At 63.4% G+C, this 23,584-nt stretch carries 22 protein-coding genes; 11 read left to right on the top strand and 11 right to left on the bottom strand.

Going from position 1 to position 23,584, the window contains the following annotated elements; all coding sequences use genetic code 11:
* Window positions 1-44 precede the first annotated feature (44 nt).
* Window positions 45-623 (top strand): DUF1997 domain-containing protein, encoded by a 579-nt coding sequence (locus tag KR49_RS09780; RefSeq protein WP_156957178.1) that lies wholly within the window; start codon window positions 45-47, stop codon window positions 621-623.
* Here the strand turns inward: KR49_RS09780 and KR49_RS09775 are convergent.
* The 3 genes from KR49_RS09775 to KR49_RS09765 form a co-directional block, all read right to left on the bottom strand.
* Complete coding sequence (locus KR49_RS09775; protein WP_043694739.1) at window positions 567-1,175, bottom strand: ribonuclease HII; 609 nt, start codon at window positions 1,173-1,175, stop codon at window positions 567-569. The genes KR49_RS09780 and KR49_RS09775 overlap by 57 nt on opposite strands.
* Window positions 1,176-3,140, bottom strand: a complete 1,965-nt coding sequence (locus KR49_RS09770) for an Rne/Rng family ribonuclease (protein WP_043694736.1) — start codon at window positions 3,138-3,140, stop codon at window positions 1,176-1,178. It abuts the gene before it with no gap.
* Window positions 3,141-3,398: 258 nt separating this feature from the next.
* The gene (locus KR49_RS09765; protein WP_052378227.1) at window positions 3,399-6,068 is read right to left on the bottom strand and encodes a TIGR03960 family B12-binding radical SAM protein; all 2,670 of its coding nucleotides are present in this window, start codon (window positions 6,066-6,068) and stop codon (window positions 3,399-3,401) included.
* 53 nt (window positions 6,069-6,121) lie between these two features.
* Here KR49_RS09765 and KR49_RS09760 point away from each other — a divergent pair, with 53 nt between their 5' ends.
* The 3 genes from KR49_RS09760 to KR49_RS09750 all read left to right on the top strand — a co-directional run bounded on the left by KR49_RS09760 (window position 6,122) and on the right by KR49_RS09750 (window position 8,596).
* Entirely contained in the window at window positions 6,122-7,348 is a 1,227-nt protein-coding gene (locus KR49_RS09760) for an LL-diaminopimelate aminotransferase (protein WP_043697280.1), read from the top strand.
* 52 nt (window positions 7,349-7,400) lie between these two features.
* Window positions 7,401-7,715: an ATP-dependent Clp protease adapter ClpS gene (gene clpS / locus KR49_RS09755; RefSeq protein ID WP_043694731.1), complete on the top strand. Its 315-nt coding sequence runs from the start codon at window positions 7,401-7,403 to the stop codon at window positions 7,713-7,715.
* A 77-nt stretch (window positions 7,716-7,792) separates the two neighbouring features.
* Entirely contained in the window at window positions 7,793-8,596 is an 804-nt protein-coding gene (locus KR49_RS09750) for a CPBP family intramembrane glutamic endopeptidase (protein WP_253912744.1), read from the top strand.
* Here the strand turns inward: KR49_RS09750 and KR49_RS09745 are convergent.
* Entirely contained in the window at window positions 8,536-10,113 is a 1,578-nt protein-coding gene (locus tag KR49_RS09745) for a photosystem II high light acclimation radical SAM protein (protein WP_043694725.1), read from the bottom strand. The genes KR49_RS09750 and KR49_RS09745 overlap by 61 nt on opposite strands.
* Before the next feature lie 183 nt (window positions 10,114-10,296).
* Here KR49_RS09745 and psbA point away from each other — a divergent pair, with 183 nt between their 5' ends.
* The 7 genes from psbA to aroC all read left to right on the top strand — a co-directional run bounded on the left by psbA (window position 10,297) and on the right by aroC (window position 16,770).
* Window positions 10,297-11,376: a photosystem II q(b) protein gene (gene psbA / locus KR49_RS09740; protein WP_043694721.1), complete on the top strand. Its 1,080-nt coding sequence runs from the start codon at window positions 10,297-10,299 to the stop codon at window positions 11,374-11,376.
* A gap of 143 nt (window positions 11,377-11,519) precedes the next feature.
* The gene (locus KR49_RS09735) at window positions 11,520-12,488 is read left to right on the top strand and encodes a hypothetical protein (RefSeq protein ID WP_043694717.1); all 969 of its coding nucleotides are present in this window, start codon (window positions 11,520-11,522) and stop codon (window positions 12,486-12,488) included.
* Window positions 12,485-13,144 carry a TylF/MycF/NovP-related O-methyltransferase gene (locus tag KR49_RS09730; RefSeq protein WP_043694714.1) on the top strand — a complete coding sequence of 220 codons (660 nt, stop codon included), beginning with the start codon at window positions 12,485-12,487 and terminating at the stop codon, window positions 13,142-13,144. The genes KR49_RS09735 and KR49_RS09730 overlap by 4 nt, the downstream gene beginning before the upstream one ends.
* 32 nt (window positions 13,145-13,176) lie before the next feature.
* On the top strand, window positions 13,177-13,938 hold the full coding sequence (locus KR49_RS09725; RefSeq protein WP_052378225.1) for an aspartyl/asparaginyl beta-hydroxylase domain-containing protein: 762 nt from the start codon (window positions 13,177-13,179) through the stop codon (window positions 13,936-13,938).
* Entirely contained in the window at window positions 13,904-14,992 is a 1,089-nt protein-coding gene (locus KR49_RS09720; protein ID WP_043694711.1) for a hypothetical protein, read from the top strand. Before KR49_RS09725 ends, KR49_RS09720 begins: the two co-directional genes overlap by 35 nt.
* Window positions 14,992-15,642, top strand: a complete 651-nt coding sequence (locus KR49_RS09715; protein ID WP_043694708.1) for a hypothetical protein — start codon at window positions 14,992-14,994, stop codon at window positions 15,640-15,642. Before KR49_RS09720 ends, KR49_RS09715 begins: the two co-directional genes overlap by 1 nt.
* A 39-nt stretch (window positions 15,643-15,681) precedes the next feature.
* Entirely contained in the window at window positions 15,682-16,770 is a 1,089-nt protein-coding gene (aroC, locus tag KR49_RS09710; protein ID WP_043694705.1) for a chorismate synthase, read from the top strand.
* Between the two features lie 15 nt (window positions 16,771-16,785).
* Here aroC and KR49_RS09705 read toward each other — a convergent pair whose 3' ends face one another.
* From KR49_RS09705 to KR49_RS09675, 7 genes are all read right to left on the bottom strand, one after another.
* Entirely contained in the window at window positions 16,786-17,220 is a 435-nt protein-coding gene (locus tag KR49_RS09705; protein WP_043694702.1) for a hypothetical protein, read from the bottom strand.
* 45 nt (window positions 17,221-17,265) lie between these two features.
* The gene (locus KR49_RS09700; protein ID WP_156957176.1) at window positions 17,266-17,913 is read right to left on the bottom strand and encodes a bifunctional 4-hydroxy-2-oxoglutarate aldolase/2-dehydro-3-deoxy-phosphogluconate aldolase; all 648 of its coding nucleotides are present in this window, start codon (window positions 17,911-17,913) and stop codon (window positions 17,266-17,268) included.
* A gap of 37 nt (window positions 17,914-17,950) precedes the next feature.
* Window positions 17,951-19,798 (bottom strand): ATP-dependent zinc metalloprotease FtsH, encoded by a 1,848-nt coding sequence (gene ftsH / locus KR49_RS09695; protein ID WP_043694696.1) that lies wholly within the window; start codon window positions 19,796-19,798, stop codon window positions 17,951-17,953.
* Window positions 19,799-19,842: 44 nt separating this feature from the next.
* Complete coding sequence (gene sat, locus KR49_RS09690; protein WP_043694693.1) at window positions 19,843-21,015, bottom strand: sulfate adenylyltransferase; 1,173 nt, start codon at window positions 21,013-21,015, stop codon at window positions 19,843-19,845.
* 102 nt (window positions 21,016-21,117) lie between these two features.
* Window positions 21,118-21,948: a photosystem II manganese-stabilizing polypeptide gene (locus KR49_RS09685; protein ID WP_043694690.1), complete on the bottom strand. Its 831-nt coding sequence runs from the start codon at window positions 21,946-21,948 to the stop codon at window positions 21,118-21,120.
* Between the two features lie 113 nt (window positions 21,949-22,061).
* Window positions 22,062-23,357 (bottom strand): bifunctional phosphopantothenoylcysteine decarboxylase/phosphopantothenate--cysteine ligase CoaBC, encoded by a 1,296-nt coding sequence (gene coaBC, locus KR49_RS09680; RefSeq protein ID WP_043694687.1) that lies wholly within the window; start codon window positions 23,355-23,357, stop codon window positions 22,062-22,064.
* The gene (locus KR49_RS09675) at window positions 23,347-23,571 is read right to left on the bottom strand and encodes a DUF2555 domain-containing protein (protein WP_043694684.1); all 225 of its coding nucleotides are present in this window, start codon (window positions 23,569-23,571) and stop codon (window positions 23,347-23,349) included. Before KR49_RS09675 ends, coaBC begins: the two co-directional genes overlap by 11 nt.
* Window positions 23,572-23,584: the final 13 nt, after the last annotated feature.

Raw genomic sequence — 23,584 nt, 5'->3', positions numbered from 1 at the left:
AAAGGCTGGGACTCGATAGGATCATGCCGTGTCAGGTGATGTTCATGCCTCTGGCCTTCAAAGCCAGTCAGCAGCTTGATCTCCCTGTCAAGCGTCATGCCGAGCGGCTGCCGAATTACCTGCAGCAGGAGGAACGCCTGCTCGCGGCACTGCTGGATGCCCATCAGCTCACCAGGCTCAGCCCCGGTCGTTATCGCTACGTGGTCACGAGCCTTCAGGTGTTCCAGCTGCAGGTGAAACCGATCGTCTGCCTGCAGATCGAGGCTGATCCCTCCTGCCTGCAGATGCGCGCCGTTGACTGCGAACTGGAAGGGCTGGGTCTGGTGGATGACTTTCAGCTCAGCCTCGAAGCCATCCTCAAAGCGACACCCCGTGGCCTCTGCGGCGACGCCAGGCTGTCGGTGAGTGTCAGTCAGCCGCCGCTGCTCAGGCTGGTGCCCCGCCGTGCACTGGAGACGACCGGGGAATCGCTTCTCAAAGGCATCCTGGTGGGCATCAAGGCCCGGGTGGGCCAGCAGCTGATGGCTGATTTCCGCCGCTGGTGCCGGGAGACCGATGCGGGCAACTCAGCTCTTCAACAGGCGCGTCAGGAAACTGCGGCGATGCAGAGCGGTGGGCCCTGAGGCCAGCAGAGCCTCACGGTGCAGAGCCGTGCCGTACCCGACATGCTTCTCCAGGCCATACCCCCTGAAACGAACTGCCAACCGTCGGATCAAGGCATCCCTGGCTTCCTTGGCGATCACACTGGCGGCCGCGATCGCCGCTGATCGGCTGTCCCCTCGCACCACGGTGCGCTGAGGTCCGGTCCATAAGCGCAGAGGCAGGGTGCCATCCACCAGCACAAGCTCAGGGCGAGAGGGAAGCCGCTGCAGGGCCCGCAGCATGGCCAGCTCCGTGGCCCCACGGATGCCCATTCCATCGATCTCACGCGCCGAGGCCTGACCGAGAGCCCAGGCCAGGCTGCGCTCTTCAATCCTGGGAACAAGGGCGGCCCGGCGCCGCGGCGTGAGTTTCTTGCTGTCCGTCAGGCCAGCGGCCTGCAGGGTGTCAGCGGCCTCCCCATCGAGCACCACAGCGGCCGCAAAGACAGGGCCGAACAGACAGCCACGACCGACTTCATCGATGCCGGCGATCGCCGATCCCGAAGGAATCGGGTCATCGCCGGCATCGACCACTCAGCTGGATGCCGTCGCTGATGAGCGCCGCCGGCGGCGGCGGGGTTCCTCCAGCTCCTCCTCCGATTTCTCCTCTTCTGCAACCGCGATGGCAGCGATCTCCGGCTCAACGGAGGGCAACTCCGGCTCAGGCAGCACCTGCGGGGTGATCTCCAGGGGGGTGATCTCCACCATCAGCGGCGCCGTTTCCGGCTCGGCTTCAGACGAAACCCTGTCCGGGACGGACGACTCGTGTTCACTCACCGCCACCGGAGCCGACTGACCATTGCGGCCGGATCCGCGGCCTCCACGCCCGCGCCGTCGCCGGCGACCTGAGCTGGCGGCCAGCTGCTGACGCGCTTCCTCGAGCACCGCTTCAGGATCCTCTCCCGGGCTCACCACCCGCACCAGAACGTTGTCCGACTCCGGCGGAGACTCCAGCAGCAGAGCCGGATTGAGCCCCAGCCAGCCGTAAACCTCCTGCTGCTCCGCCGTCATCGGCACCGCCACCAGCTCGGGCTCGGGGCGACGGGTGGCCGCTGTGTTCTGCGTGTCCTCCTGGGAATCGTCAACACCGTTCTCATCGCTGACCACGGTCTCCGCGCCCGCAGCTGCGACCACTGGCGTCGTGTCCGGCCCACTGCGTCCACGGCCACCCCGGCGTCGACGGCCGTTGCCTCCCTCGGCTGGGGAAAGCACCTCAGCGCGGGCGGAGGCGGCGGACCGCACCAGACCGCTCGCGGTGGCCAGCGGCTGCAGCAGATCCTTGCCCGGCAGCACAGCGACATGACCGAGGCCGCCGCAGCTTGGGCAGGCACGACCGAAGAGTTCATAGATGTTCTGGCCCTGGCGCTTGCGGGTGAGCTCCACCAGTCCCAGTTCAGAGAGCTGAGCAATCTGCGGCCGAGCCGCGTCATCACGAACCGCCCCCGTGAAGTGCTCGAGCAGCTGCAGCTGATCGCGCCGCGAATCCATATCGATGAAATCGATGATGATCACGCCGCCGATGTTGCGCAGCTTCAGCTGACGGGCGATCTCAATGGCCGCCTCGCAGTTGGTCCACAGCACCGTTTCGCGGGCGTTCGCAGAACGGGTGAACGAGCCGGAGTTGACATCGATCACCGTCAGAGCCTCGGTGGGCTCGATGATCACGTATCCACCCGATGGCAAATCAACCCTTGGCTTCAGGGCATCCCGGATAGCGGCGTTGACTTTGTAGTGCTCCAGCAGCTCGTCTGGCTCGCTGTGAGCCTCCACCAGAACGGTGCTGCCATCAGCACCGAGAAATCCCGTCACCCTCTCGACCGCAGCGGGATCATCCACGACGACCCTGGCCAGATCCGGGCCCATGTGGTCCCGCAGGATCCGGTGGATGAAGTCCTCATCCCGGTTGAGCAGCACAGGAGGGCTGGCGGTCTCAGCGGCCTGCTGAATCGCCTCCCACTGGCGCAGCAAGGCCTCGAGATCGTCGATGAGCAGCTCGTCACTGATGCCCTCCGCCTCGGTCCTGATCAGGAGACCCGCTCCAGGCGGCTTGATCAGCACACCGAGTGCCCGCAGCCGGTTGCGCTCCGTCTCCGCGCTGATCCGCCTGGAGATGTTGACGCCCTGGCCGTGGGGTTGCAGCACCAGATACCGACCCGGCAGGGCAAGGTTGCCGGTGAGCCTGGGCCCCTTCGTTCCTGTCGGCTCCTTCATCACCTGAACGAGCACCTTCTGGCGCGGTTCCAGCAGTTCGGTGATGCCGGCAGCCCCCTTCTTCAGGCGCAGTGGCCCCAGATCGGTGACATGGATGAAGCCGTTTTTCTCACTCTCTCCGATGTTGACGAAAGCCGCATCAATTCCCGGGAGAACATTCTCAACAGTGCCGAGATAAACATCGCCTATCTGATAACGGCCTTGGGCAACAATCAGCTCATCGACGCGCTCATCGGACAGCACCGCTGCGATACGCAGCTGCTCCGCGATGACAATTTGCTGGGGCATAAACAAACGGAATAGGAGCCCTTGATGGACCTCGGAACCGATCAGTCGTCATCAGACGATCTGCATCGGGTGATGAAAGGAAAAACGCCGGATCGGCAGAAATAGTGCGGAGTCGGAACTCCTCTGTTTCCAGGCTCGCGGTTCCGGTCAGAGCATTCAGACCGCCGCTAGAGCATTGGGGTCTTGTGTCCTGAATGGATCAAAAAAGACCGGGAGCAACGAAATGCAGGGAATGCATTTGGTCGTCCTGGGAACAAACTAGCACTGCACCAGCTGCAGCTCATCCCGGCAGAGCGCTCGCAGCTCCAGCGCCACCCCCAGCTGCTCCGACAGCCAATGCTGGATCTGTGCCGGACGGAGACTGCGGCCCATCGGATCCACCTCCGCCTCGAGCCGCAGGCGAATGCGTTCACCGCCTGGCTCGCCGAGCGGCTTCAGACTCCTGAGTGCTGGCCGGCAGTCCCGCTGGCGCGGCCGGCCCTTCTTGTCGGTGTCATGCCAGATCAACTGCTCGGAAGCGATCAGAGCCGTGAGGGCCGATGACCAATCCGACGGGGCGTCGTGGTCATGAGGGAGGGCGGGCCTCAGGAGATCGAAACTCCACACCGCCGCCCGGATCTGCTGGGACAGGCTGGGACCACTGACCGGCACGTCGCTGACCTGCAGCAACCGGATCTCCTGGGGAATGAGAGGCTGCAAGGTCTGTTGGAAGGTCCCGGAGTCCAGAGGTTCGCTGAACTCCATATCCATCCATTCGCCATGGGCTTCCGCCCCGAGGGGAAGCGCCAGAGCCATCTGAAGGCGTGGCAGAGGATGAAAACCGCCGGTGAAGCTGATCGGAAGGCCGCTGCGGCGCAGGGCACGCTCCAGCATCCGCACCAGGTCCAGATGGCTGAGCAGGGCCATGGAACCGGTCTTGGCGAAACGGATACGGAGCCGGCAGACCCGTGCACTCGGTGGTGCCTTGGTGGGAACCTGCGTGGGCACCTGCGGTGGAGGAACGACCACGTTGTGGCCCAGATCCGGACCGCAGACGCCGCAGCTGCTGCAGCCCTCGAACGAGCAGTCGGGGACCACCGCCGCAGCCAGGGCTCGCTTGAGATCCTCCGCCAGCCATGCCTTGTCAATGCCGGTGTCGATGTGATCCCAGGGAAGCGGCTGCCGGCAGAAGCTGTCGAGGTCGTCCCGGTCCAGTGCCGCCACCGCGCTCCAGCCGCCCACTTCCATCTGGCGGTACCGGCCTTCCAGACCCGCCTCGGCGATCGCCCCGGTCCAGGCCGCGTAGGTGCGATCAAGCGATTCAAACCAGGCATCCATCCCGGCCCCAGCCCGCCAGGCAGCTTCAATCACAGGGGCCAGACGGCGATCGCTGCGGCCCACGAAGTCCTCCATGGCCGAGAGCCGCACGTCGGTGTAGTTCACCTTCAGCCCTCGCAGGCGCCGGAAGGCATCCCGCAACAGCTGCTGACGACGTTCGAACTCCGCCGTTGAGACGCTGTGCCACTGAAACGGGGTATGGGGCTTGGGCGTGAAGTTGCTGATGGTGATGTTGAGGTTCAGCCGACCCAGATCACGGCAGCGCTGCTGCAACATCACGCAGGTCTCGGCGATGCCGAGCACATCGGCGTCGGTCTCCCCCGGCAGACCGATCATGAAGTAGAGCTTCACCTTGCGGTAACCGTTCTCCATGGCGGTACGGATGCCGTTGAGCAGGTCGTCATCCGTCAGTCCCTTGTTGACGATGTCGCGCAGCCGCTGGGTGCCCGCTTCCGGGGCAAAGGTGAGGCCGGCCTGCCGCGTGCCTCCGAGGATGTGGGCGATGTCCTGATCAAAGCGATCCACCCGTTGGCTGGGCAGCTGCAGCGTCACGTTCTGATCCGCCAGACGGTTGCGCAGCTCCACGCCCACAGCCGGCAGGGCCAGGTAATCGCTGCAGCTCAGCGACAGCAGCGAGAAATCGCTGTAACCCGTCTGCTTCATTCCGGTCTCCACGGCCTCGATCACCGCCTCGGGCTCCACATCCCGGGCCGGTCGGGTGAGCATCCCGGGCTGGCAGAACCGGCAGCCGCGGGTGCAGCCGCGGCGGATCTCCACCGTGAGCCGGTCATGCACCGTCTCCACATGGGGCACCAGACCCATGGCGTAATGGGGCATCGGTGTGGCCACGCGGCGCAGAACGCGCGGTGGCAGTTCCGGATGCAGTGGTTCGAGGGTGACGCCATCGGCTCCGGGGGCATAGAGCGCCGGGACGTAGACCCCAGGCACCTGTGCCAGATCCCGCAGCAGCTCGGAACGTCGCGACCCAGCCGCCTTGGCCTGGGCCACCACCAGCCCGATCTCCGGCAGCAGCTCCTCACCATCACCGAGAGCGATGAAATCGAAGAAGGGGGCGTAGGGCTCCGGGTTACTGGTGGCCGTGGGACCGCCGGCAAAGATCAGTGGTGGCGCGGCCGGATCGCTGAGCGGCAGATCGCCGCGATCCTCCGCTCGGATCGGCAACCGGCAGAGATCCAGCATCTCGAGGATATTGGTGGCGCCGAGTTCGTAACTGAGGCTGAAACCGAGGATGTCGAAGGCCGGCAGTGGGCGTCGGCTCTCGACCGCGAACAACGCCTGCTGTCGCTCCCGCAGCCGACTCGCCAGATCCCCGGCAGGGAGATAGGCCCGATCACACAGCTGCCCGGGAACGGCATTGAGGATCGAATAGAGAATGATGTGACCGAGGTTGCTGGAGCCCACCTCGTAGATCTCGGGATACGTGAGAGCCCACCGGACGGAGGCGGACGACCAGTCCCGTGGTTCCACCCCCAGCTCGTGCCCCATGTACCGGGCCGGCTTGTTGATGCCGCTGTCCACCAGCGCATGGAAATCAACCGGGTGATCCAAGGCAGACACAACCACGGCGGATGTCCTCACTCCTGGATGCATCGTATGGAGCTGCTGGCAAGGCAAGATGCCCCGACAGAAGCTCCTCAGGTTCCGTGGTGCAGGTCAACGGCAATTACCTCAAGCTCAAGGCGGGCTACCTGTTTCCCGAGATCGGTCGTCGCGTGAAGGCCTTCAGTGCCGCCAATCCTGATGCCGCCCTGATCCGCCTCGGCATCGGCGATGTGACCGAGCCGTTGCCCCTGGCTTGTCGCGAAGCGATGAAGTCAGCCATCGATGCCATGGGAACCGCCGAAGGCTTCCACGGCTATGGCCCCGAACAGGGATACGGCTGGCTGCGGGAGGCGATTGCCAAGCACGATTTCCAGGCCCGCGGGTGCGAGATCAGTGCCGACGAGATCTTTGTCTCCGACGGCTCCAAATGCGACAGCAGCAACATCCTCGACATCCTGGGTGAGGGCAACCGCATCGCCGTGACCGATCCGGTCTACCCGGTGTATGTGGACACCAACGTGATGGCAGGTCGCACCGGTGATGCCGGGGATGAGGGCCGCTACGCCGGGCTCACCTACCTGCCGATCAGCGCCGATAACGGCTTCGCCGCTCAGATTCCCAGCGAACCGGTGGATCTGATCTATCTGTGCTTCCCCAACAATCCCACCGGAGCGGTGGCCACCCGGGAGCAGCTGAAGGCCTGGGTCGACTACGCCCGCAGCAACGGGGCCCTGATCCTGTTCGATGCGGCCTATGAGGCCTTCATCCAGGATCCGGCCCTGCCGCACTCCATCTTTGAGATCGAGGGTGCGCGCGACTGCGCCATCGAATTCCGCTCCTTCTCCAAGAACGCCGGCTTCACGGGAACCCGCTGTGCCTTCACCGTGGTGCCCAAAGGCCTGAAGGGCAAGGCCGCCAACGGTGAGGACGTGGAGCTCTGGGGCCTGTGGAACCGCCGACAGAGCACCAAGTTCAACGGCGTCAGCTACATCATCCAGCGAGGCGCCGAAGCCGTGTACTCCGACGCCGGTCAGGCAGAAGTGAAGGCGCTGGTGAGCTTCTACATGGAGAACGCAGCGATCATTCGGCATGAGCTCAGCAGCGCAGGGCTCACCATCTACGGCGGGGAGCATGCGCCCTACGTGTGGATCAAGACCCCGGAGGGCATGGACTCCTGGGGCTTCTTCGATCATCTGCTCAACAAGGCCAATGTGGTGGGCACCCCTGGCAGCGGCTTCGGAGCGGCGGGTGAGGGCTACTTCCGCCTGTCTGCCTTCAACAGCCGCGCCAACGTGGATGACGCCATGGCACGCATCAAGGCTCTTTGACAGCGCTGTGTTTCGGATTCCTTTAGGTTTGAATCAGCCGAGTTATCAGGCCATGGCGGTGGAGACCCCCAGCCGCAGCCCCGGCGGCGCTGCGGTGATGGAGAAAGCTCCCGAGCGGGTGCGCAAGCAATCCCCCCGCTACAAGGTGCTGCTTCACAACGATCCGGTGAACACCATGGAATACGTGGTCACCACCCTGCAGCAGGTGGTACCCCAGTTGAGCGAACAGGACGCCATGGCGGTGATGATGGAAGCCCACAACACAGGCGTCGGCCTTGTGATCGTCTGTGATCTGGAGCCGGCGGAGTTCTACTGCGAAACCCTCAAGGCCAAGGGACTCACCAGCACGATCGAACCGGAAAGCTGAGCCGCATCCCTCTGACGCTGCTGGATTCCCTGATTCAGCTCAAACCGAAAGGACTTCCCACCCTTCTGCTGATCCCCGTGCTCTACGGCCTGGGATGGATCGCCGTTCGGCCGTTGGAACCGTTCGGGCTCACGCCGGAACATCTGGCCCTGATCGGAACCCTGATCAGCTTCCTGCTGTTCGTGCTCCTGCTTCCCCGTTGGAGCCGTCTGCGCTGGGGCGCCCGCAATGGCTGGCGGGCTTTGGGCCTCAGCGGAGGTGGGCAGGGCGGACGACCGGCTCCGCCGGTCGCCTGGCTGCGCGGCACCGGTCTGGCCGGGGGCTTGCTGCTGCTGGTGGTGATCCCGGTGCTGGCGGGCAGCTGGGGACACTGGCTTGGGGAATGGTCGCTGGGGCGCTGTCTCAATGCCCTGCTGCTCGCGATCGGAGTGGGACTGGCGGAGGAGCTGATCTTCCGGGCCTGGCTCTGGGAGGAACTGAATCAGCTGCTTGGCTCGACCGGCGGTGTGCTGGCCCAGGCGGCATGCTTCAGCCTGGTACACACCCGCTTCAACCTCGGTGTCTGGCCGATGCTCGGACTGCTGAGCGGACTGTTTGTTCTCGGTCTGGTGCTGGCGGTGCAACGGCAGCTGGATGGGGGATCGCTGTGGGGATCCATCGGCCTGCACGGCGGACTTGTGGGGGGATGGTTCCTGCTGCAGAGCAGCCTGCTGCAGCTGTCACCGGATGCTCCTGCCTGGCTGGTCGGTCCTGGCGGCCTGAACCCGAATCCCCTCGGCGGTCTTGTGGCGGCAGCAAGCCTGACGGTGGTGCTGAACCGTCAGCTCACGGCTGTCGCCAAAGCAGCACGACCTGACACAGGAGCCCGCAGGGAGTCCTGAAGCGGTGCAACGCCGTAATCCCGTTCCAGCAGGCTCATCACGGTGCGGCCGAAATCGCCGGGATTGCGATCAAAGGCCTCCAGGCACACACGCCCGAAGGTGCTGCCCATCGGCTCCGGATTCCAGAGAAGCTTCCGAGCCGTCCAGGGCATCATGCTCATCGGGTTGTAGCCAGGCTTGATCAGACCCTGCTCGAAGCCGTACTGCTCCAGGTGGGTGTGGGGCTGCAGGCCGATGAAGAAGATGGCCGGCTCAACCCGGTCTGCCCCGAAGATCGCCTCAAGTTCACGGTGATACGCCACGGTCTGGCGGATGGTCTCGGGTCGTTCGTCGATCACGTTGAAGGAGTAATTCACCGAGACGTGATCCCGGAAACCGGCATCGGCCAGCATCCGGCAGCTCTCCAGAACGGTGCGCAGGTTGTAGCCCATGCGCATCTTGCGCACGAGCTCCTGAGAGCCCGAGGTGATGCCGATCTCGAAATAACTCATGCCGGTCTCCACCATCAGCTGTGCCAGCTCGGGATCCAGGTTGTCGGCACGGATGTAAGCGGCCCAGCGGATGCCTGTGAGCCCCTCGGCCTTGATCGCCCGCAGCAGTTCCTTGGCGTCCTCGATGTAGCGGCGTGCCGGGATGAACTGGGCATCGGTGAACCAGAAACCGCGAACACCCCTGTCGTAGAGCTGGCGCATTTCCTTCACCACCTCCTCCACGGGGTTGAGTCGCACCTGCTTTCCTTCCACAACGGTGTAAACGCAGTAACAGCAGTTGTGGGGGCATCCCCGCTTGGTCTGAACGCCGACGTAGAAATCACCGCCTTCGAGGTACCAGGTGAGCTGAGGCCAGATCGAGGCGATGTAGTCGTAATCGCAGGCCGTTTTCGGACGGCTCTCCGGCTGTTCATGGATCAGACCGGGGCGGGGTGGATCGCCCACCACAAAGCAGCGTTCCGCCTCAAGGGACTGACCCAGAAGCAGCTTTTCCAGAAGCGGCTCCCCTTCCCCAACGGACACGATCGTTCCTTTCGGCAGAGACCGTCCGAGCTGTTCGTAGAAGACGCTGACCGCACCTCCACCCAGAACCGCACGGGCTGACGGCTGATGGCGGCGGGCTCGCTTGAGACCCTGACTCACCAGGCTCTGGTTGCGGTGCAGTTCGCCGTAATGACTGGTCATCAGCCGCAGGCCACCGAGAGCACCGTGCAGACGCTTCAGCGGGTTGCGGGCATAGAAGACCTCAAATGAATTCTGCAGCGGATTGCCTCCGCGACCATCCAACAGGGCATAGATCTGAATGTCCCGCCAGGAGAACACCAGCAGCGATGGGCGGAACTGATCGATCGTCTGGAGCAGCACCCGCCGCACGTCCAGCACCGGAAGGGCAGCGAGATCGAGGATCCGCTGCGGCATCTCCGGGAAACACTTGTGGAGATGGTCCGCGAGGTAAATCGGCCCGATCGGGAAGATGGGATTGCAGGGCAGCCGCACAAGCAGCACCCGTTCCTGTTGTGGCGACAACGCTGATGCTGCAAGGCGTTCCGGGACGCTAACAAGCGCGTCCGCCGGCGGGGCTCAAGCTGACTTCACATCAACTTCATAAAGCCGGCGATACACACCGCAAACTTCCGTTACATTGGATGGAGGCAGGGCATCCCTGCCCTTCCTTAAACCGTCCCTTCGGGGGCACTTCTTTCCGTTCTCATGACCACCACCATCCAGCAGCGCTCCGGCGCTTCTAGTTGGCAGTCCTTCTGCGAGTGGGTCACCTCCACCAACAACCGTCTGTATGTCGGTTGGTTCGGTGTGCTGATGATCCCCACCCTGCTGGCTGCCACCATCTGTTTCGTCATCGCCTTCGTCGCCGCTCCCCCGGTCGACATCGATGGCATCCGCGAGCCTGTCGCTGGCTCCCTGATCTACGGCAACAACATCATCTCTGGTGCTGTTGTTCCCTCCTCCAACGCCATCGGCCTGCACTTCTATCCCATCTGGGAAGCTGCATCCCTCGATGAGTGGCTGTACAACGGCGGTCCTTTCCAGCTGGTTGTCTTCCACTTCCTGATCGGCATCTACGCCTACATGGGCCGCGAGTGGGAACTCTCCTACCGCCTGGGCATGCGCCCCTGGATCTGCATTGCCTACAGCGCACCTGTCGCTGCAGCCTCTGCTGTCTTCCTGGTCTACCCCTTCGGTCAGGGCTCCTTCTCTGACGCCATGCCCCTGGGCATCTCTGGCACCTTCAACTACATGCTGGTGTTCCAGGCTGAGCACAACATCCTGATGCACCCCTTCCACATGCTGGGCGTCGCAGGTGTGTTCGGTGGATCCCTGTTCTCCGCCATGCACGGCTCCCTGGTGACCTCCTCCCTGGTGCGTGAAACCACCGAGACCGAGTCCCAGAACTACGGCTACAAGTTCGGCCAAGAGGAAGAGACCTACAACATCGTGGCTGCCCACGGTTACTTCGGTCGCCTGATCTTCCAATACGCCTCCTTCAACAACAGCCGTAGCCTTCACTTCTTCCTGGCTGCCTGGCCTGTTGTCGGCATCTGGTTCACCGCCCTGGGCGTGTCAACCATGGCCTTCAACCTGAACGGCTTCAACTTCAACCAGTCCATCCTTGATGGTCAGGGCCGCGTCCTGAACACCTGGGCCGACGTGTTGAACCGTGCCGGCCTCGGCATGGAAGTGATGCACGAGCGCAACGCTCACAACTTCCCCCTCGACCTGGCTGCTGCTGAGTCCACTCCTGTGGCTCTGCAGGCACCTGCCATCGGTTGATCTGGAATCAACCTGTTCCTTCTGGAACAGACCAAACGATTCAGATCAACTGAATCGGAAAGCCCTCACCGCAAGGTGGGGGCTTTTTGTTGTGACAGCAACGGGTCCGCCTCGTGCGATTGTCTCTGCATCAAACAGGTTGGATGGACTATCGGACTGCCAGTCGCATCGCGGATCGCATGCGCCGGGGAATCTGGGAGAAAGACTGGAACTGTCTTCGCTACGTGGGCAACCGCTTCGAACGCGGCAGCTGCTACCGGGAAGCGTGGAAATCACTGGCTGCCTGCACGGAAGGGCAGACGGAGCTGACCCTGCCGATCTGGCAGGGGCCGCAGCACCCCTGCCGTCGACTGCTGATCCTGGAGCGCACACGAGATCTTGGAGACGAGCTGCGCATCATCCGGTTCGTCGCCCATGCCGCCCGCGACGTTCCCCAGGTCACCGCGCGCGTGGAGGCGCGGCTGATCCCTCTGCTGCAGAGAAGCTTCCCGAGCGTGGAGTTCGTGGACAGGAAGCAACCACTGGATCCAACGACCTTCAGCCACATGGCTGCTCAGGAGAGACTCGCCTACTGGTACGGCACCGATGACGAGGCGATCCGAACATCCTTTCTGCCGCTGGTCCCTCCGGACGCCGAAGAACCAGCACAGGGCATCGGCATTGCCTGGTACTCCAGAGCCATCGGCAAATCCCTCCCCTCCATCGACGACTGGGCCCACGTGCTCTCTGACTTGCCTGGCCGGATCCAGTCCCTGCAGTACCGCGAGCGGGACGCCATGTTTCATCAGCTCAGCGCCAAGGCGGGTCGTCCGATCAAAACGGCACGTCGGGTCAACCAGAAAAAACACCTGGATCAATTCGCCGCTCAGGTGGCTGGAGTCCGCGGTGTCCTGACCATCAGCAACACCACAGCCCACATGGCAGGCGCCCTCGGCATCCCCAGTGTGGTGGTGCTGGACAACGGCATCGTGACCACCTGGCCCTATGTCGCCACCACCACGCCCTTCTACCCCCACTGCCGATTGATCCGCCGGGAACAGGGGACCTGGCGGGAGGCGCTGCTGGCTGGCCGGGCACAGTTGCTCGCGATGATCGATTCAGAGATCCGATGAGGCTGCGGCGCTGGCTGGAGAGGCAGAACTGCCGCCGACGTCACGAGGCGTCACGACGGACGTTTCTTCAGGATGCGATGCATCTGCTGGAGTTCAACGGGATCGACGGTGATTACGTGGAATTCGGCTGCGACAGGGCACAGACCTTCCGACTGGCCCATCGCTTCAGCCGTGATCTAGAGACTCACCGCCACCTCTGGGCCATCGACAGCTTCAGCGGCATTCCGGCTCCACAGGGCTTTCGCGATCTGCACCCACGCTGGAGCGAAGGTGAACGCCAAACCAGCGAGGAACAGTTCAGGCGTCTCTGCCGCCGGGCCGGCATTCCTGCAGGCGCGCGCACGGTGGTGCGGGCGACGTGGGAACAGCTGCCCCATCTGGCACCGGAGAGGCTGCCGCACAACATCTCCTTCGCCTACATCAACTGCCCGCTGCACAGCAGCGTCAGCTCCGTTCTGCAGTGCCTTGCACCCCGCCTGAAACAGGGGATGCTGATTGCCTTTGAGAACCATTTCGCCTGGTCACGCTTTCATCGTTCAGGGGATCAGGCAGCGCTGGATCAGTTCTCGCAGATCAACGACGCATTCCAGTTCCACCCGTATCGGACCTTCGGTCTCACAGGAGCATCCTTTCTGGTTGCCGAACGCTTTGCATGACGCGCATGCCAAGCTTCAGCCCAATCTGAGCCATGCAGGTGCGGAAGACGCTGCTCCGCTGGGGCCCCTGGAATTACAGATTCTGGAGGGAGCTGACACGCTGGTGCTACGAGCAGGGGCTGAAGAACCCGCCGGTGGTGAACACGTCGGCTCACTTCCCCGCCAGCGGAGAACTGCAGAACGCGTACACCGACATCCGTCGTGAAACCCTGGAGGTGGCACTCTCCGGTCGCCTGCCGGCGAACCACGAAATCATGGAGCAGCAGCGGACGCTCTATGAATTCGACCGGAAGGTCTGGGGCATGCTGCCGCTGCGGGGTTACGGCTACGACTACCCCGCCAATCAGGCCCTGATCCCCACCCTGAGGAGTTTTCTGGCGCGCCATCGCGATGTTGTCTCCGCAGCGGTGAGCCTGTTCCCTCCCGGCAAGGTGCTCCGCCCCCACCGAGGACCGTTCAAGGGCGTATGGCGCTACCACCTGCCGCTCTATGTGCAGATACTCGCGGATGGGCGGACCTCCTGCGAACTGCTCATCGATGGAACGACATATCACCTCCATGAAGGTGAAGGTCTGCTGTGGGATGACACGTTCCTGCATTCGGCCGTGAACCGGTCGGATCAGCCACGGGTGGTGCTGCTGTTCGACGTGTTTCGCCACGACCAGCCGTTCTGGCTGGTCGGACTTGGATGGCTGTTCCTCTGGGGAGCCCAGCTCTGGCAGCACGTGCAGTGCATGCGCCAACGCGCGCTTCTGAAAAGTGACCCTGGTGAGGAAACCGCCGGTGCCGCCTGAGCTGAATGGCATCGGAAGACGACTGATCCAACGGTTCCGTCCGCCGAGGCCGGTCCAGCGGATCAGTTTCAACAATCTCTGCTGGCATGCGGAACAGGCCGCACTGGCGCGATCGGTCGGGGATCTGCGCAGCATGCGTGAAAGCGCCAACAAGATGGAGCGCTTCGGGTACTACAAGGAGGCCTGGCGCACGTTCCACCAGATCTCCGAACTGGAGAATCCAGGCTCCGGACAGCCGTGGCGGGGTCCGCGCCAGCGCGTCGAGGGATTGTTCGTGCAACGTCGGCTGAGGGATCTCGGCGATGAACTGCGCCAGGTGCACCTGGCTGCCCGGGCAGTTCAGGAGGTCCCGGTCGTGGTGGTTCTGACCGAAGAACGACTGGTTCCTCTGTTCGAGCGCAGTTTTCCTGCCGTGCGCTTCATCAGCGAGATCTCGGAGATCGACGCCGAGCTGCGCATGCCCGTCACCAGTTACGAGCAACTCGCCTACTTCTACGGTCGCGATGAGGAAAGCATCCGCAATGGCTTTCTGCCGCTCACGCCACCGCCATCGCTCCAGACCGAGCGCCGCGGCCTGGGCATCTCCTGGTATTCGAAGGCGATGTACAAGAACCTGCCGGATCTCGACGACTGGGCCGAGGTGCTGAGAACGGTGCAGGGACGGATTCAATCGCTGCAGTACCGCGAGCGGGCCGCCGGCCGCAGGATGCTCGCTGAACGGAGCGGCAGGCCGATCCGCACCTCACAACCTGTGAATCAGTTCCTGGACCTTGATGGCTATGCCGGTCAGATCGCCTCCGTGCGCCGGGTACTCACCATCAGCAACACCACAGCCCACCTGGCAGGAGCGCTGGGGATCCCCTGTGTCGTGGTGCTTGACGATGAAAGTGTCACCACCTGGCCGGATCATCAGGAGCGATCGCCCTTCTACCCCAACACACGCCTGATCCGGCGCCGGGGAAGGGACTGGCAGACGACCCTGCGGGAGGGATTGGAGCTGCTCCAGTCGATCGAGGTGAAACCCGGCACGATGCGGCCGCAGACCGAGCCGTGATGGAGAGAATCCGCTTCCTCGCTGCATCGCTGGCCCAGCGGCGACAGGACGATCGCGAGATCGCCGGGTTCTTCACGATCGCGTTCCGATTGCTCCACTTCAACAGGATCGAGGGAGACTTCGCCGAATTCGGCTGTGAACGGTTCCGCCAGGTGCCCCTGGCCTGGCGCGCCATCCGCTCCCAGCCGACGCAGCGCCAGATCTGGGCCATGGGCAGTTTCGAGCCCCTGCCGGCAGCCCGAACGGCCCAGGACCTGCACCCGCGCTGGCTGGCCGGGACCGCAACCATCTCGGAGGGGGGGTTCCGGCGACGCTGTCGTCTGGCTGGTCTCCCGACGCATGCCTGCCGCATCAGCCGCGTGGATCTCACCGCTCTCGATGCGACCGTCACCGAGCCATCGCGCATCGCGCTGGCCAGCATCAGCTGTCAGCAGTTCAGCGCCGTCCGAGCCGTGCTGCGCTGGCTGGAACCGAAGCTGTCCAACGGCATGATCCTGGCTTTCGAGCACTACTTCTGCTTCAGCCGCTTTGATCGTTCCGGGGCCCGGCATGGTCTGGAGGAGCTGCGGATGCTGAGGCCGGATCTGAATTTCATCCCTTACCGGACCTTCGCTCAGGCCGGTCAGTCCTTCGTGGTGGAAGACGCCTGAGGAGTCTTGCCCGTAGCCTTCGACGAACGGCATTGACCCATGGGAAGCAGCTTTGGCGATCTCTTCCGGATCAGCACCTTCGGGGAATCCCACGGTGGCGGCGTCGGCGTGATCGTGGAGGGCTGTCCGCCGAGGCTGAAGCTGGACGTGGCGATGATCCAGGCGGAACTGGACCGCCGTCGTCCCGGCCAGAGCCATATCACCACGCCACGCCGGGAAGCGGATCAGGTGGAAGTGCTGAGCGGCCTGATGGACGACACCACCCTCGGGACGCCGATCGCCATGGTCGTGCGCAACAAGGATCAGCGACCCGGCGATTACAAAGACATGGCGGTGGCATTCCGTCCATCCCATGCGGATGCCACCTACCAGGCGAAGTACGGCATCCAGGCGCGCAGCGGCGGCGGCCGCGCGTCCGCGCGCGAAACCATCGGCCGGGTGGCCGCGGGTGCGATCGCCAAACAGCTACTGCGCAAAGCGGCCGGCACGGAAGTGCTGGCCTGGGTGAAACGGATTCACACCATCGAGGCCGACATCGACCAGCAGAGCGTGTCGTTAGCGGACGTGGAAGCGAACATCGTGCGTTGTCCCGACCAGGCCACCGCCAAAGCCATGATCGAGCGCATCGAGGCGATCGGTCGGGAGGGCGACTCCTGCGGCGGTGTGATCGAATGCGTTGTGCGCCAGCCCGCCATGGGGCTTGGCATGCCCGTGTTCGACAAACTCGAGGCAGACCTGGCCAAGGCGGTGATGTCCTTGCCGGCAACGAAGGGCTTCGAGATCGGCTCGGGCTTCGGCGGCACCCTGCTGAAGGGCAGCGAGCACAACGATGCCTTTGTGCCGACTGAAGAGGGGCGGCTACAAACCGCCACCAACAACTCCGGCGGCATTCAGGGGGGCATCAGCAACGGTGAGCCGATCGTGCTGCGCGTTGCCTTCAAGCCAACGGCCACCATCCGCAAGGAACAGCAGACGGTGGATGCCGAAGGCAACGCCACGACGCTGGCCGGCAAGGGACGGCACGACCCATGCGTGTTGCCGCGGGCCGTGCCGATGGTGGAAGCGATGGTCTCCCTGGTTCTCGCTGATCACCTGCTGCGTCAGCAGGGGCAATGCAGCCTCTGGTGACGCCGGGGGCCGACCTCAGGCGGAGGTGACGGGAGCTTTGCCGTTGCTGCTGACAGCCTGAGACTCAGCGGCAGGCTGAGCGGAACTGCGGGTGCGGGTGCGACGGGACGGCTTCTGGGCAGCCGCTTTCTTCTTGATCGTCTTGCGCGGTCGGGACGCGGAGGAGCGGCTTCTGTGATTGAGAACCAGAGCCCATTCCTCATCCGTGAGAGTGGATGGCTTGCTTCCGTGGGCGTAGGCGAGCTTGGCGGCCTTCTCGATGTCCTTGATCAGGTTGGTCCAGGATGTGGCGAACCGCTTGTCGGACTGAGACTTTGCGCCGCTTTCCACCAGAGTCTCGACGACCCCGGAGGCAGAGACCTTCTTGCGACGACGGTTGAAGATCTCCTTCTGCAACTGAGCGATCAGGGCATCAGCCTTGTCGCTGAGCTTGATGGTGAGCTGCGACATAACGCAGAGAAACAGCTATCTCATCTGTAGCATCCTGGACGCATGTCAACCAGTGGGGTGGCATCTCCGCTCCATCGGCGAAGCCTGCAGCCAGCGCAGCAGATGCTCATCGACGCCATCCGGCCCGATGACCCGACGTCCAAGAGCGACGGCGTCATGGCCAGCCGACAACCATTGCTCAAGGTCGGAAACGGCCAGACCACCGGCGGCGATCACGGCCGGGCGCTCCCCGAGGGGAACCAGCAGCCGCGACCAGTAGCGGCATCCCAGGGTTGCCGCCGGAAAGAGCTTGACCAGCCGGCACCCGCAACGGATCGCCTGCATCACTTCCGTAGGGCTGAACACCCCCGGAACCAGAAGAATCCCCTGCCGACGCGCCTGATCCAGCAGGATTGGATCCCAGCAGGGTGACATAGCGTAACGGAGATCCAGATCCGCCAGCTCGGCAAGAGCCTCCCGCTGGACAACGGAGGCTGCGCCAACCAGCAGTTGCGGACAGGCTTCTCTCAGGCGTCTGATGAATGGGGACCAGAGAGGGTGGTCCCGCCAGGCCACCTCCACATGAACCAGCCCGCTGTCCTGAAGCAAACGAAGCTGATCGAGCAGTGAACCGGAGCCGGCCTGGCCGGCAAGATCCCGCTCATCCGGACGAACCACAACCAGCAGAGGCTGCTGTTGGAGGGAGGCAATCAAGGCATCCTGCCTTGATCGCCAAACGGATTCCGGTCGCTCAGACGTACTCGGCAACGCGGACGTCGCGGGTGATCAGAAGTTCCTGCAGCTCCTCGGCATCAACTGTTTCCTGCTCGACGAGCAGCTCAGCCAGCTCATCGAGAACTGGTCGGTTATCAACCAGCACCTTGGTGGCTCGCTTGTAGGCGACATCAACAAGATCCGACACCTCCTGATCGATGGTGGATGCCGTGTCCTCGGAGAAATCACGCTCAGCAGCGATATCGCGACCCAGGAACATGCCGCCCTGGGAGCGACCCAGGGCAACCGGCCCGAGTTTGTCGCTCATCCCGAATCTTGTGATCATCTGGCGAGCGGTGGATGCCACCTGCTGGAGGTCGTTCGATGCGCCCGTAGTGACTTCGTCTTCTCCGTAGACAATCTCCTCAGCGACACGGCCGCCGAGGGCGACAGCCATCTGGTTCTGCAGATAGGCGCGGGAGTAAAGACCAGACTCCATGCGTTCCTCACTGGGAGTGAAGAAGGTGAGGCCACCGGCATTGCCGCGGGGAATGATGGAAATCTTCTGAACCGGGTCGTAGTCGGGCATCAGGGCACCAACAATCGCGTGACCGGCTTCGTGATAAGCCACGAGCCACTTCTTGCGCTCGCTGATCACGGCATCCTTCTTCTCAGGACCAACCATGATGCGCTCGATCGCATCACTGATTTCATCGTTGCTCACTTCCGTGAGCTCACGGCGGGCTGCGAGAATCGCAGCCTCGTTCAGCAGGTTGGCGAGGTCAGCGCCGGTGTATCCGGGAGTGCGGCGGGCCACCTTGTCGAGGTCAACATCCTTGGCGAGGGTCTTGCCGCGGGCATGAACACCGAGGATCTGAAGACGGCCGGAGTAATCAGGACGGTCGACGGTCACCTGACGATCGAAGCGACCGGGACGCAGCAAGGCCGCATCAAGAACATCAGGACGGTTGGTGGCCGCGATGATAATGATTCCGGTATTGCCCTCAAAGCCATCCATCTCGGTGAGCAGCTGATTGAGTGTCTGCTCGCGCTCGTCATTTCCACCGCCGAGGCCAGCACCCCGCTGACGGCCGACCGCATCGATCTCGTCAATGAAGATGATGCAGGGGGCATTCTTCTTAGCCTGCTCGAACAGATCGCGAACGCGGCTCGCGCCGACGCCGACGAACATTTCGACGAACTCAGAACCCGAGATCGAAAAGAAAGGAACTCCGGCTTCACCAGCCACAGCCTTGGCCAGAAGCGTCTTGCCGGTGCCGGGAGGACCGACCAGCAGACACCCCTTGGGGATCTTGGCGCCAACGGCTGTGAACCGCTCGGGATTCTTGAGGAAGTCAACGACCTCCGTCAGTTCGAGCTTGGCGCCCTCGATGCCGGCCACATCGGTGAAGGTGACCTGCGTCGAAGGTTCCATCTGAACGCGGGCCTTGCTCTTGCCGAAATTCATGGCCGGGTTGCCACCACCACCGGATTGAGCCCGGCGGAACAGAAAGAACAATCCACCCAGCAGCAGCAGCGGGAAGATCAGGCTGCCGGCTGCCTGCTGCCAGGCACTCGGCTGGCTCGAGGGCTGGACAGCGATATCAACGTTGTGCTCGGTCAGCAGACCCAGCAGTTCCTTGTCAGGAGCCAGGTTCACCTCGGCTCTGCGGCCATCGTTCTCAACAACCTGCGCTGTGCCGCGATCGGGTGAAATCAGAACCCGACTGACCTGATTCTCCTGAACGGCCTCGACGAAATCGCTATAGCGCATGGTCCGCGCTTCCTGCTGGGTGTTGCCGCCACCGAGGAAGGCCGGGGCGATCACCACGATCGCCAAGACCAGCAGGGCCGTCAGACCGATGGTTCTCCAGCGCTTGTTCAAGGTTCGCCTGCTCAGTGAAGGAATGTTAACGGGTCTATGAGAGCTCAGGCCGACCGAAGCACCTCAACCACGCTCTTGAAGGCGAACCACTCAGGGATTTCCTCGCCGCCGCGCAGCATCTTGCGGAACTGGGTTCCGCTCAGCTTCTTCACATGCAGTCCCCGGGCCTCCGCGTGCTCAGCGGTGACGTATCCCTCTTCTTCGGTGTAGACGAGGTTCAGGGAGGGCACGGTCTCCATGGTGAGCTCTGGAGCGCACTCCTTGGCGAAGTTCTGGGCGTCGTAGGGGCCGTAGAAGTCGTCACCACTCAGGGAGGACTTACAGCCGGCCATGTCGCGGCCGATGATGAAGTGGGTGCAGCCGTAGTTGCGGCGGATGATCATGTGCTGCAGGGCCTCCCTCGGGCCGGCCATGTGCATGGCATAGGGCAGGTAGGCCCAGCGGATCCGGTCGTTGTTCACTTCGGCAGCCAGACGCTCGTAGGTCTGGAAGCGCACAGCACCGGGGATGTCGTCCTGCTGGGTGGGTCCGCAGGTGGGGTGCACCAGCACCACAGCGTTCTCGCTCACGTTCTGGGCATGCAGCGCCCGCGTGAACAGTTCGTAGTGCGCACGGTGGATCGGGTTGCGGCACTGGAAGGCCACCACGTCCTCACCATCGGGCAGGTCAGCCCGCACCTCGGCCGGGGTCTTGCACGGGAACACGCGCTGGGGAAGCTCCAGACCCTTGAGGCTGCCGCCCAGGTAGAAGCGCTTGCGCTCCATGCTGATCATGCGAACCGCAGGGTGCTCGATCGACGTGGTGCCGTAACAGCCCTTGGCCTCCACAACCTTGTTCGGCTCCCACTTGTCCTCCACATGGAGAACAGCAAGCTCCTGCCCTTTGTAGGTGAGCAGAACCTTGTCGCCGACCACCACGTCCTCGCGATCGGTGTCCATCACGATCGGCAGGCCGAACAGCTGACCTGCTGCCGTCCGGTGTCCGGCGACCACCGCGTCGTAATCCTCCTGATGCATGAAGCCGCGCAGGGGGGAGAACCCACCGACCGTGAGCAGCTCGACATCACAGGCATTGCGATCGGAGCATTCCAGGGTCTTGCCGGCCGATGCACGGATCGCAGCACGATCCGATTCCGGCACCATCAGATCCACCAACGAACCGCCGTAGGGAGCGATCACGCCGGATCGCTGGGCGGCTGCAGAAGCGCTGGCTGTCATGAGTGAGGGTCCGAATCGGCGAGATTCTCCCAGACGGCTGCGATGAACACAAAAAAAGGGCCCGAAGGCCCCTTCACAGTGAATGGACGGGTCGAAAGGCGATCAGGACTCTTCGAGACGGCCGTAAAGATCTCCGGTGATCTTGATGTCCACCACTTCACGGCCTCCCATATCGGAGTCCGAAGGCTGAATGGCACTGAAAACGCCGGCGAATTCGCCTGTCTCAGGATCAACCTTCGTGATCGAGAGGCTCATGGTGCCAACACCATCGATGTAGCGCTTGTTGTTGTCCTTCTCCAACTGCTCGTCATCACCTCCCAGGGCCACCAGACCCTGGGCGTACTGCACGCCTGTGGTGAGGGCCCGGCCCTTGGGATCGATGAAGTTGCTGGTGCGGTAGCTGGGGGTGCGGTAGTTGCCCTCGAAGTCCGTGCTGGTGGTCAGGGCCGCGCCGTCCGCGGTGGCCTTCAGGGACTTGCTGGAGAAGGTGAAGGGAAACTCCTCGCCGCCCGGCACCAGGACGGTGATCGGCTGGAAGTCGATGCCACCTTTCTCCTGGAATTCCAGTCCGGCTTCGGTCACGGTGAGATCGCCGAAGACCTCATCCAGGCTGGAGGTGTAGCGCGTGAGGATCTTGCCTTCAACGAACTCAGCCTGTTGGCGGATGTTCTTGGGCTCCTCCTTCGCATACACCTGAACGGGATGCATGCAGACATCGCGCAGTTCGTAGCTGCCACCCACGTTGAGTGGAATCGAACCACGGGCGGAATCACCGATCGTGGGGCAATCGTTGGCTTTGCCCGTGTTGTGGATGTCGTCGTAGGTGACGTTGGACGCGCCACGCTGGACAGCTTCACTGTCACCACTGCAGGCCGTGGTGAAGAAGGTGAGGCAGAGCGCCAGCACGACGGCCAGCAAAGGACGGATGCGCATGGGAGAAGCCGGTCGGCTGGAGAACGCTGAGGTTCGGCTGATCGACTGATCAGACCGAGATTGGCGGATCCTACAAGGCTGAAATCGACTGCCAGGCTGGCCTTTTGCAGCTCTCAACAACTTGTCGGACGCGCCTCGAGACGGGGCTTCAGTGCCAGCAGGCGATCCAGCAGGTCATGGGCGAGGGCGAGCTTCGAGCGAACCGGCAGGTGCTCAGCCGCTCCGCCTCCGAGCAACCAGCCACCGTTCCGTTCAACGGAGAATCCCTGGTCGGGCCTGTCGATCGGGTTGACGAACAGAAGATCGCACCCTTTGTTGATGCGCTTCTCCTCCCCACGACTGAGCAGCTCTTCATCAGATCCGGTGAGCGCCGCGAAGCCCAACAGCCTCTGCCCCGGTGGACGACGTAGCACCAGGCCACGCAGGAGATCCGGAACCTCCTGCCAACCCGCCTGCATCAGGCCGAGGAGCTCCTGTTTGGCGGGTTTCTCCGCGAGCCCACCATCGCGGCGACGCAGATCAGCGACCGCGGCCAGCATCGCCACCGCATCGGCAGCGGGCTGGTGGCGAACCAACTCCCGCTCAAGATCCTGGGACGAGGAAATCGGATGGGCGTTCAACCCCTCCAGCCAGGCAGCAGGAACCTGCAGCGGGCCATGGATGAGATCCACATCGGCGCCGCGCATCCGGGCTGCCTGAGCCAGCAGAACACCCATGCGACCGCTGCTGCGGTTGCTGAGCAGCCGGGCTGCATCAATGCGCTCCTCGGTGGCTCCAGCCGTCACGAGCAGACGCCGCCCCTGCCAGTCGCGACGCACGATCGCCCCCTGGCCTTCGCCGTTCAACAGTGAGGCGGCTGCGAGTTCGATCAGCTGCGGATCCGCCATGCGCCCGTCACCGATCCGATCGCAGGCCAGCAGACCGGCTGAGGGCTGCAGGGGCATCACATTCGGGAAGCCGTGCAACGTCTGCCAGTTCCCCTGAACCGCAGGATGCCTCCACATGGCCGTGTTCATCGCGGCAGCGGCCAGAACCGGGCACTCGCAGGCCAGCAGGAGGCTGGCCAGCAGGCCATCTGCGAGGCCCTGGGTCCAGCGAGCCAGCGTGGAGGCGCTGAGCGGTGCCACCAGCACCAGCTCCGCCCACTCCGCCAGCTCGATGTGCAGTGGCCTGCTGCAGCTCGGGCTCCACTCGTCTCCATCCTGATAACAGCGGTGACGACTGAGACTCGCCAAAGCAACCGGACTGACCAGTTCCGCAGCACTGGGCGTGACCAGACAGCGGACCTCGGCACCCGACTTCACCAGCGCGCTGACTAGCAGCGGAGTCTTGACGGCCGCGATGCTGCCGCTGGCGGCCACCAGCAGCCGACGACCCTGCAGCGGATCAGACGGCTGCTCAGTCCTCATCAAAAGGTTCCTGGTCAACCAGATGCACGTAGGGAGCCGTCAGATCAGGACGGTGGATGGCCAACGCCCGCAGCAGATGCCAATCGGACAGCCCATCGAACGGCGTGGAGTAGTCGTCCTCATCCAGACGTCGCGCAAGCTCCGCAACGGAGACCTCATCGAAGGAGGCAAGTCGTTCAGGCGTGATCGTTGCGCCGGCGGAAACGGACTGCATCGCTGCGATGGGA

It is taken from the genome of Synechococcus sp. KORDI-49, assembly GCF_000737575.1.
In the GTDB taxonomy this organism is placed as follows: Bacteria; Cyanobacteriota; Cyanobacteriia; order PCC-6307; family Cyanobiaceae; genus Parasynechococcus.
Note: the sequence above shows the minus strand (reverse complement) of the source record. Positions and strands in the feature narration are given on the sequence as shown.

What these genes read in the sequence shown, in the direction of transcription:
- KR49_RS09780 (WP_156957178.1), top strand. Translation starts at nt 45, where the DNA reads ATGCCTCTGGCCTTCAAAGCCAGTCAGCAGCTTGATCTCCCTGTCAAG.
- KR49_RS09770 (WP_043694736.1), bottom strand. Translation starts at nt 3,140, where the DNA reads ATGCCCCAGCAAATTGTCATCGCGGAGCAGCTGCGTATCGCAGCGGTG.
- KR49_RS09765 (WP_052378227.1), bottom strand. Translation starts at nt 6,068, where the DNA reads ATGCATCCAGGAGTGAGGACATCCGCCGTGGTTGTGTCTGCCTTGGAT.
- clpS (WP_043694731.1), top strand. Translation starts at nt 7,401, where the DNA reads ATGGCGGTGGAGACCCCCAGCCGCAGCCCCGGCGGCGCTGCGGTGATG.
- psbA (WP_043694721.1), top strand. Translation starts at nt 10,297, where the DNA reads ATGACCACCACCATCCAGCAGCGCTCCGGCGCTTCTAGTTGGCAGTCC.
- KR49_RS09735 (WP_043694717.1), top strand. Translation starts at nt 11,520, where the DNA reads ATGGACTATCGGACTGCCAGTCGCATCGCGGATCGCATGCGCCGGGGA.
- KR49_RS09730 (WP_043694714.1), top strand. Translation starts at nt 12,485, where the DNA reads ATGAGGCTGCGGCGCTGGCTGGAGAGGCAGAACTGCCGCCGACGTCAC.
- KR49_RS09725 (WP_052378225.1), top strand. Translation starts at nt 13,177, where the DNA reads ATGCAGGTGCGGAAGACGCTGCTCCGCTGGGGCCCCTGGAATTACAGA.
- KR49_RS09715 (WP_043694708.1), top strand. Translation starts at nt 14,992, where the DNA reads ATGGAGAGAATCCGCTTCCTCGCTGCATCGCTGGCCCAGCGGCGACAG.
- aroC (WP_043694705.1), top strand. Translation starts at nt 15,682, where the DNA reads ATGGGAAGCAGCTTTGGCGATCTCTTCCGGATCAGCACCTTCGGGGAA.
- KR49_RS09705 (WP_043694702.1), bottom strand. Translation starts at nt 17,220, where the DNA reads ATGTCGCAGCTCACCATCAAGCTCAGCGACAAGGCTGATGCCCTGATC.
- sat (WP_043694693.1), bottom strand. Translation starts at nt 21,015, where the DNA reads ATGACAGCCAGCGCTTCTGCAGCCGCCCAGCGATCCGGCGTGATCGCT.
- KR49_RS09685 (WP_043694690.1), bottom strand. Translation starts at nt 21,948, where the DNA reads ATGCGCATCCGTCCTTTGCTGGCCGTCGTGCTGGCGCTCTGCCTCACC.
- coaBC (WP_043694687.1), bottom strand. Translation starts at nt 23,357, where the DNA reads ATGAGGACTGAGCAGCCGTCTGATCCGCTGCAGGGTCGTCGGCTGCTG.
- KR49_RS09675 (WP_043694684.1), bottom strand. Translation starts at nt 23,571, where the DNA reads ATGCAGTCCGTTTCCGCCGGCGCAACGATCACGCCTGAACGACTTGCC.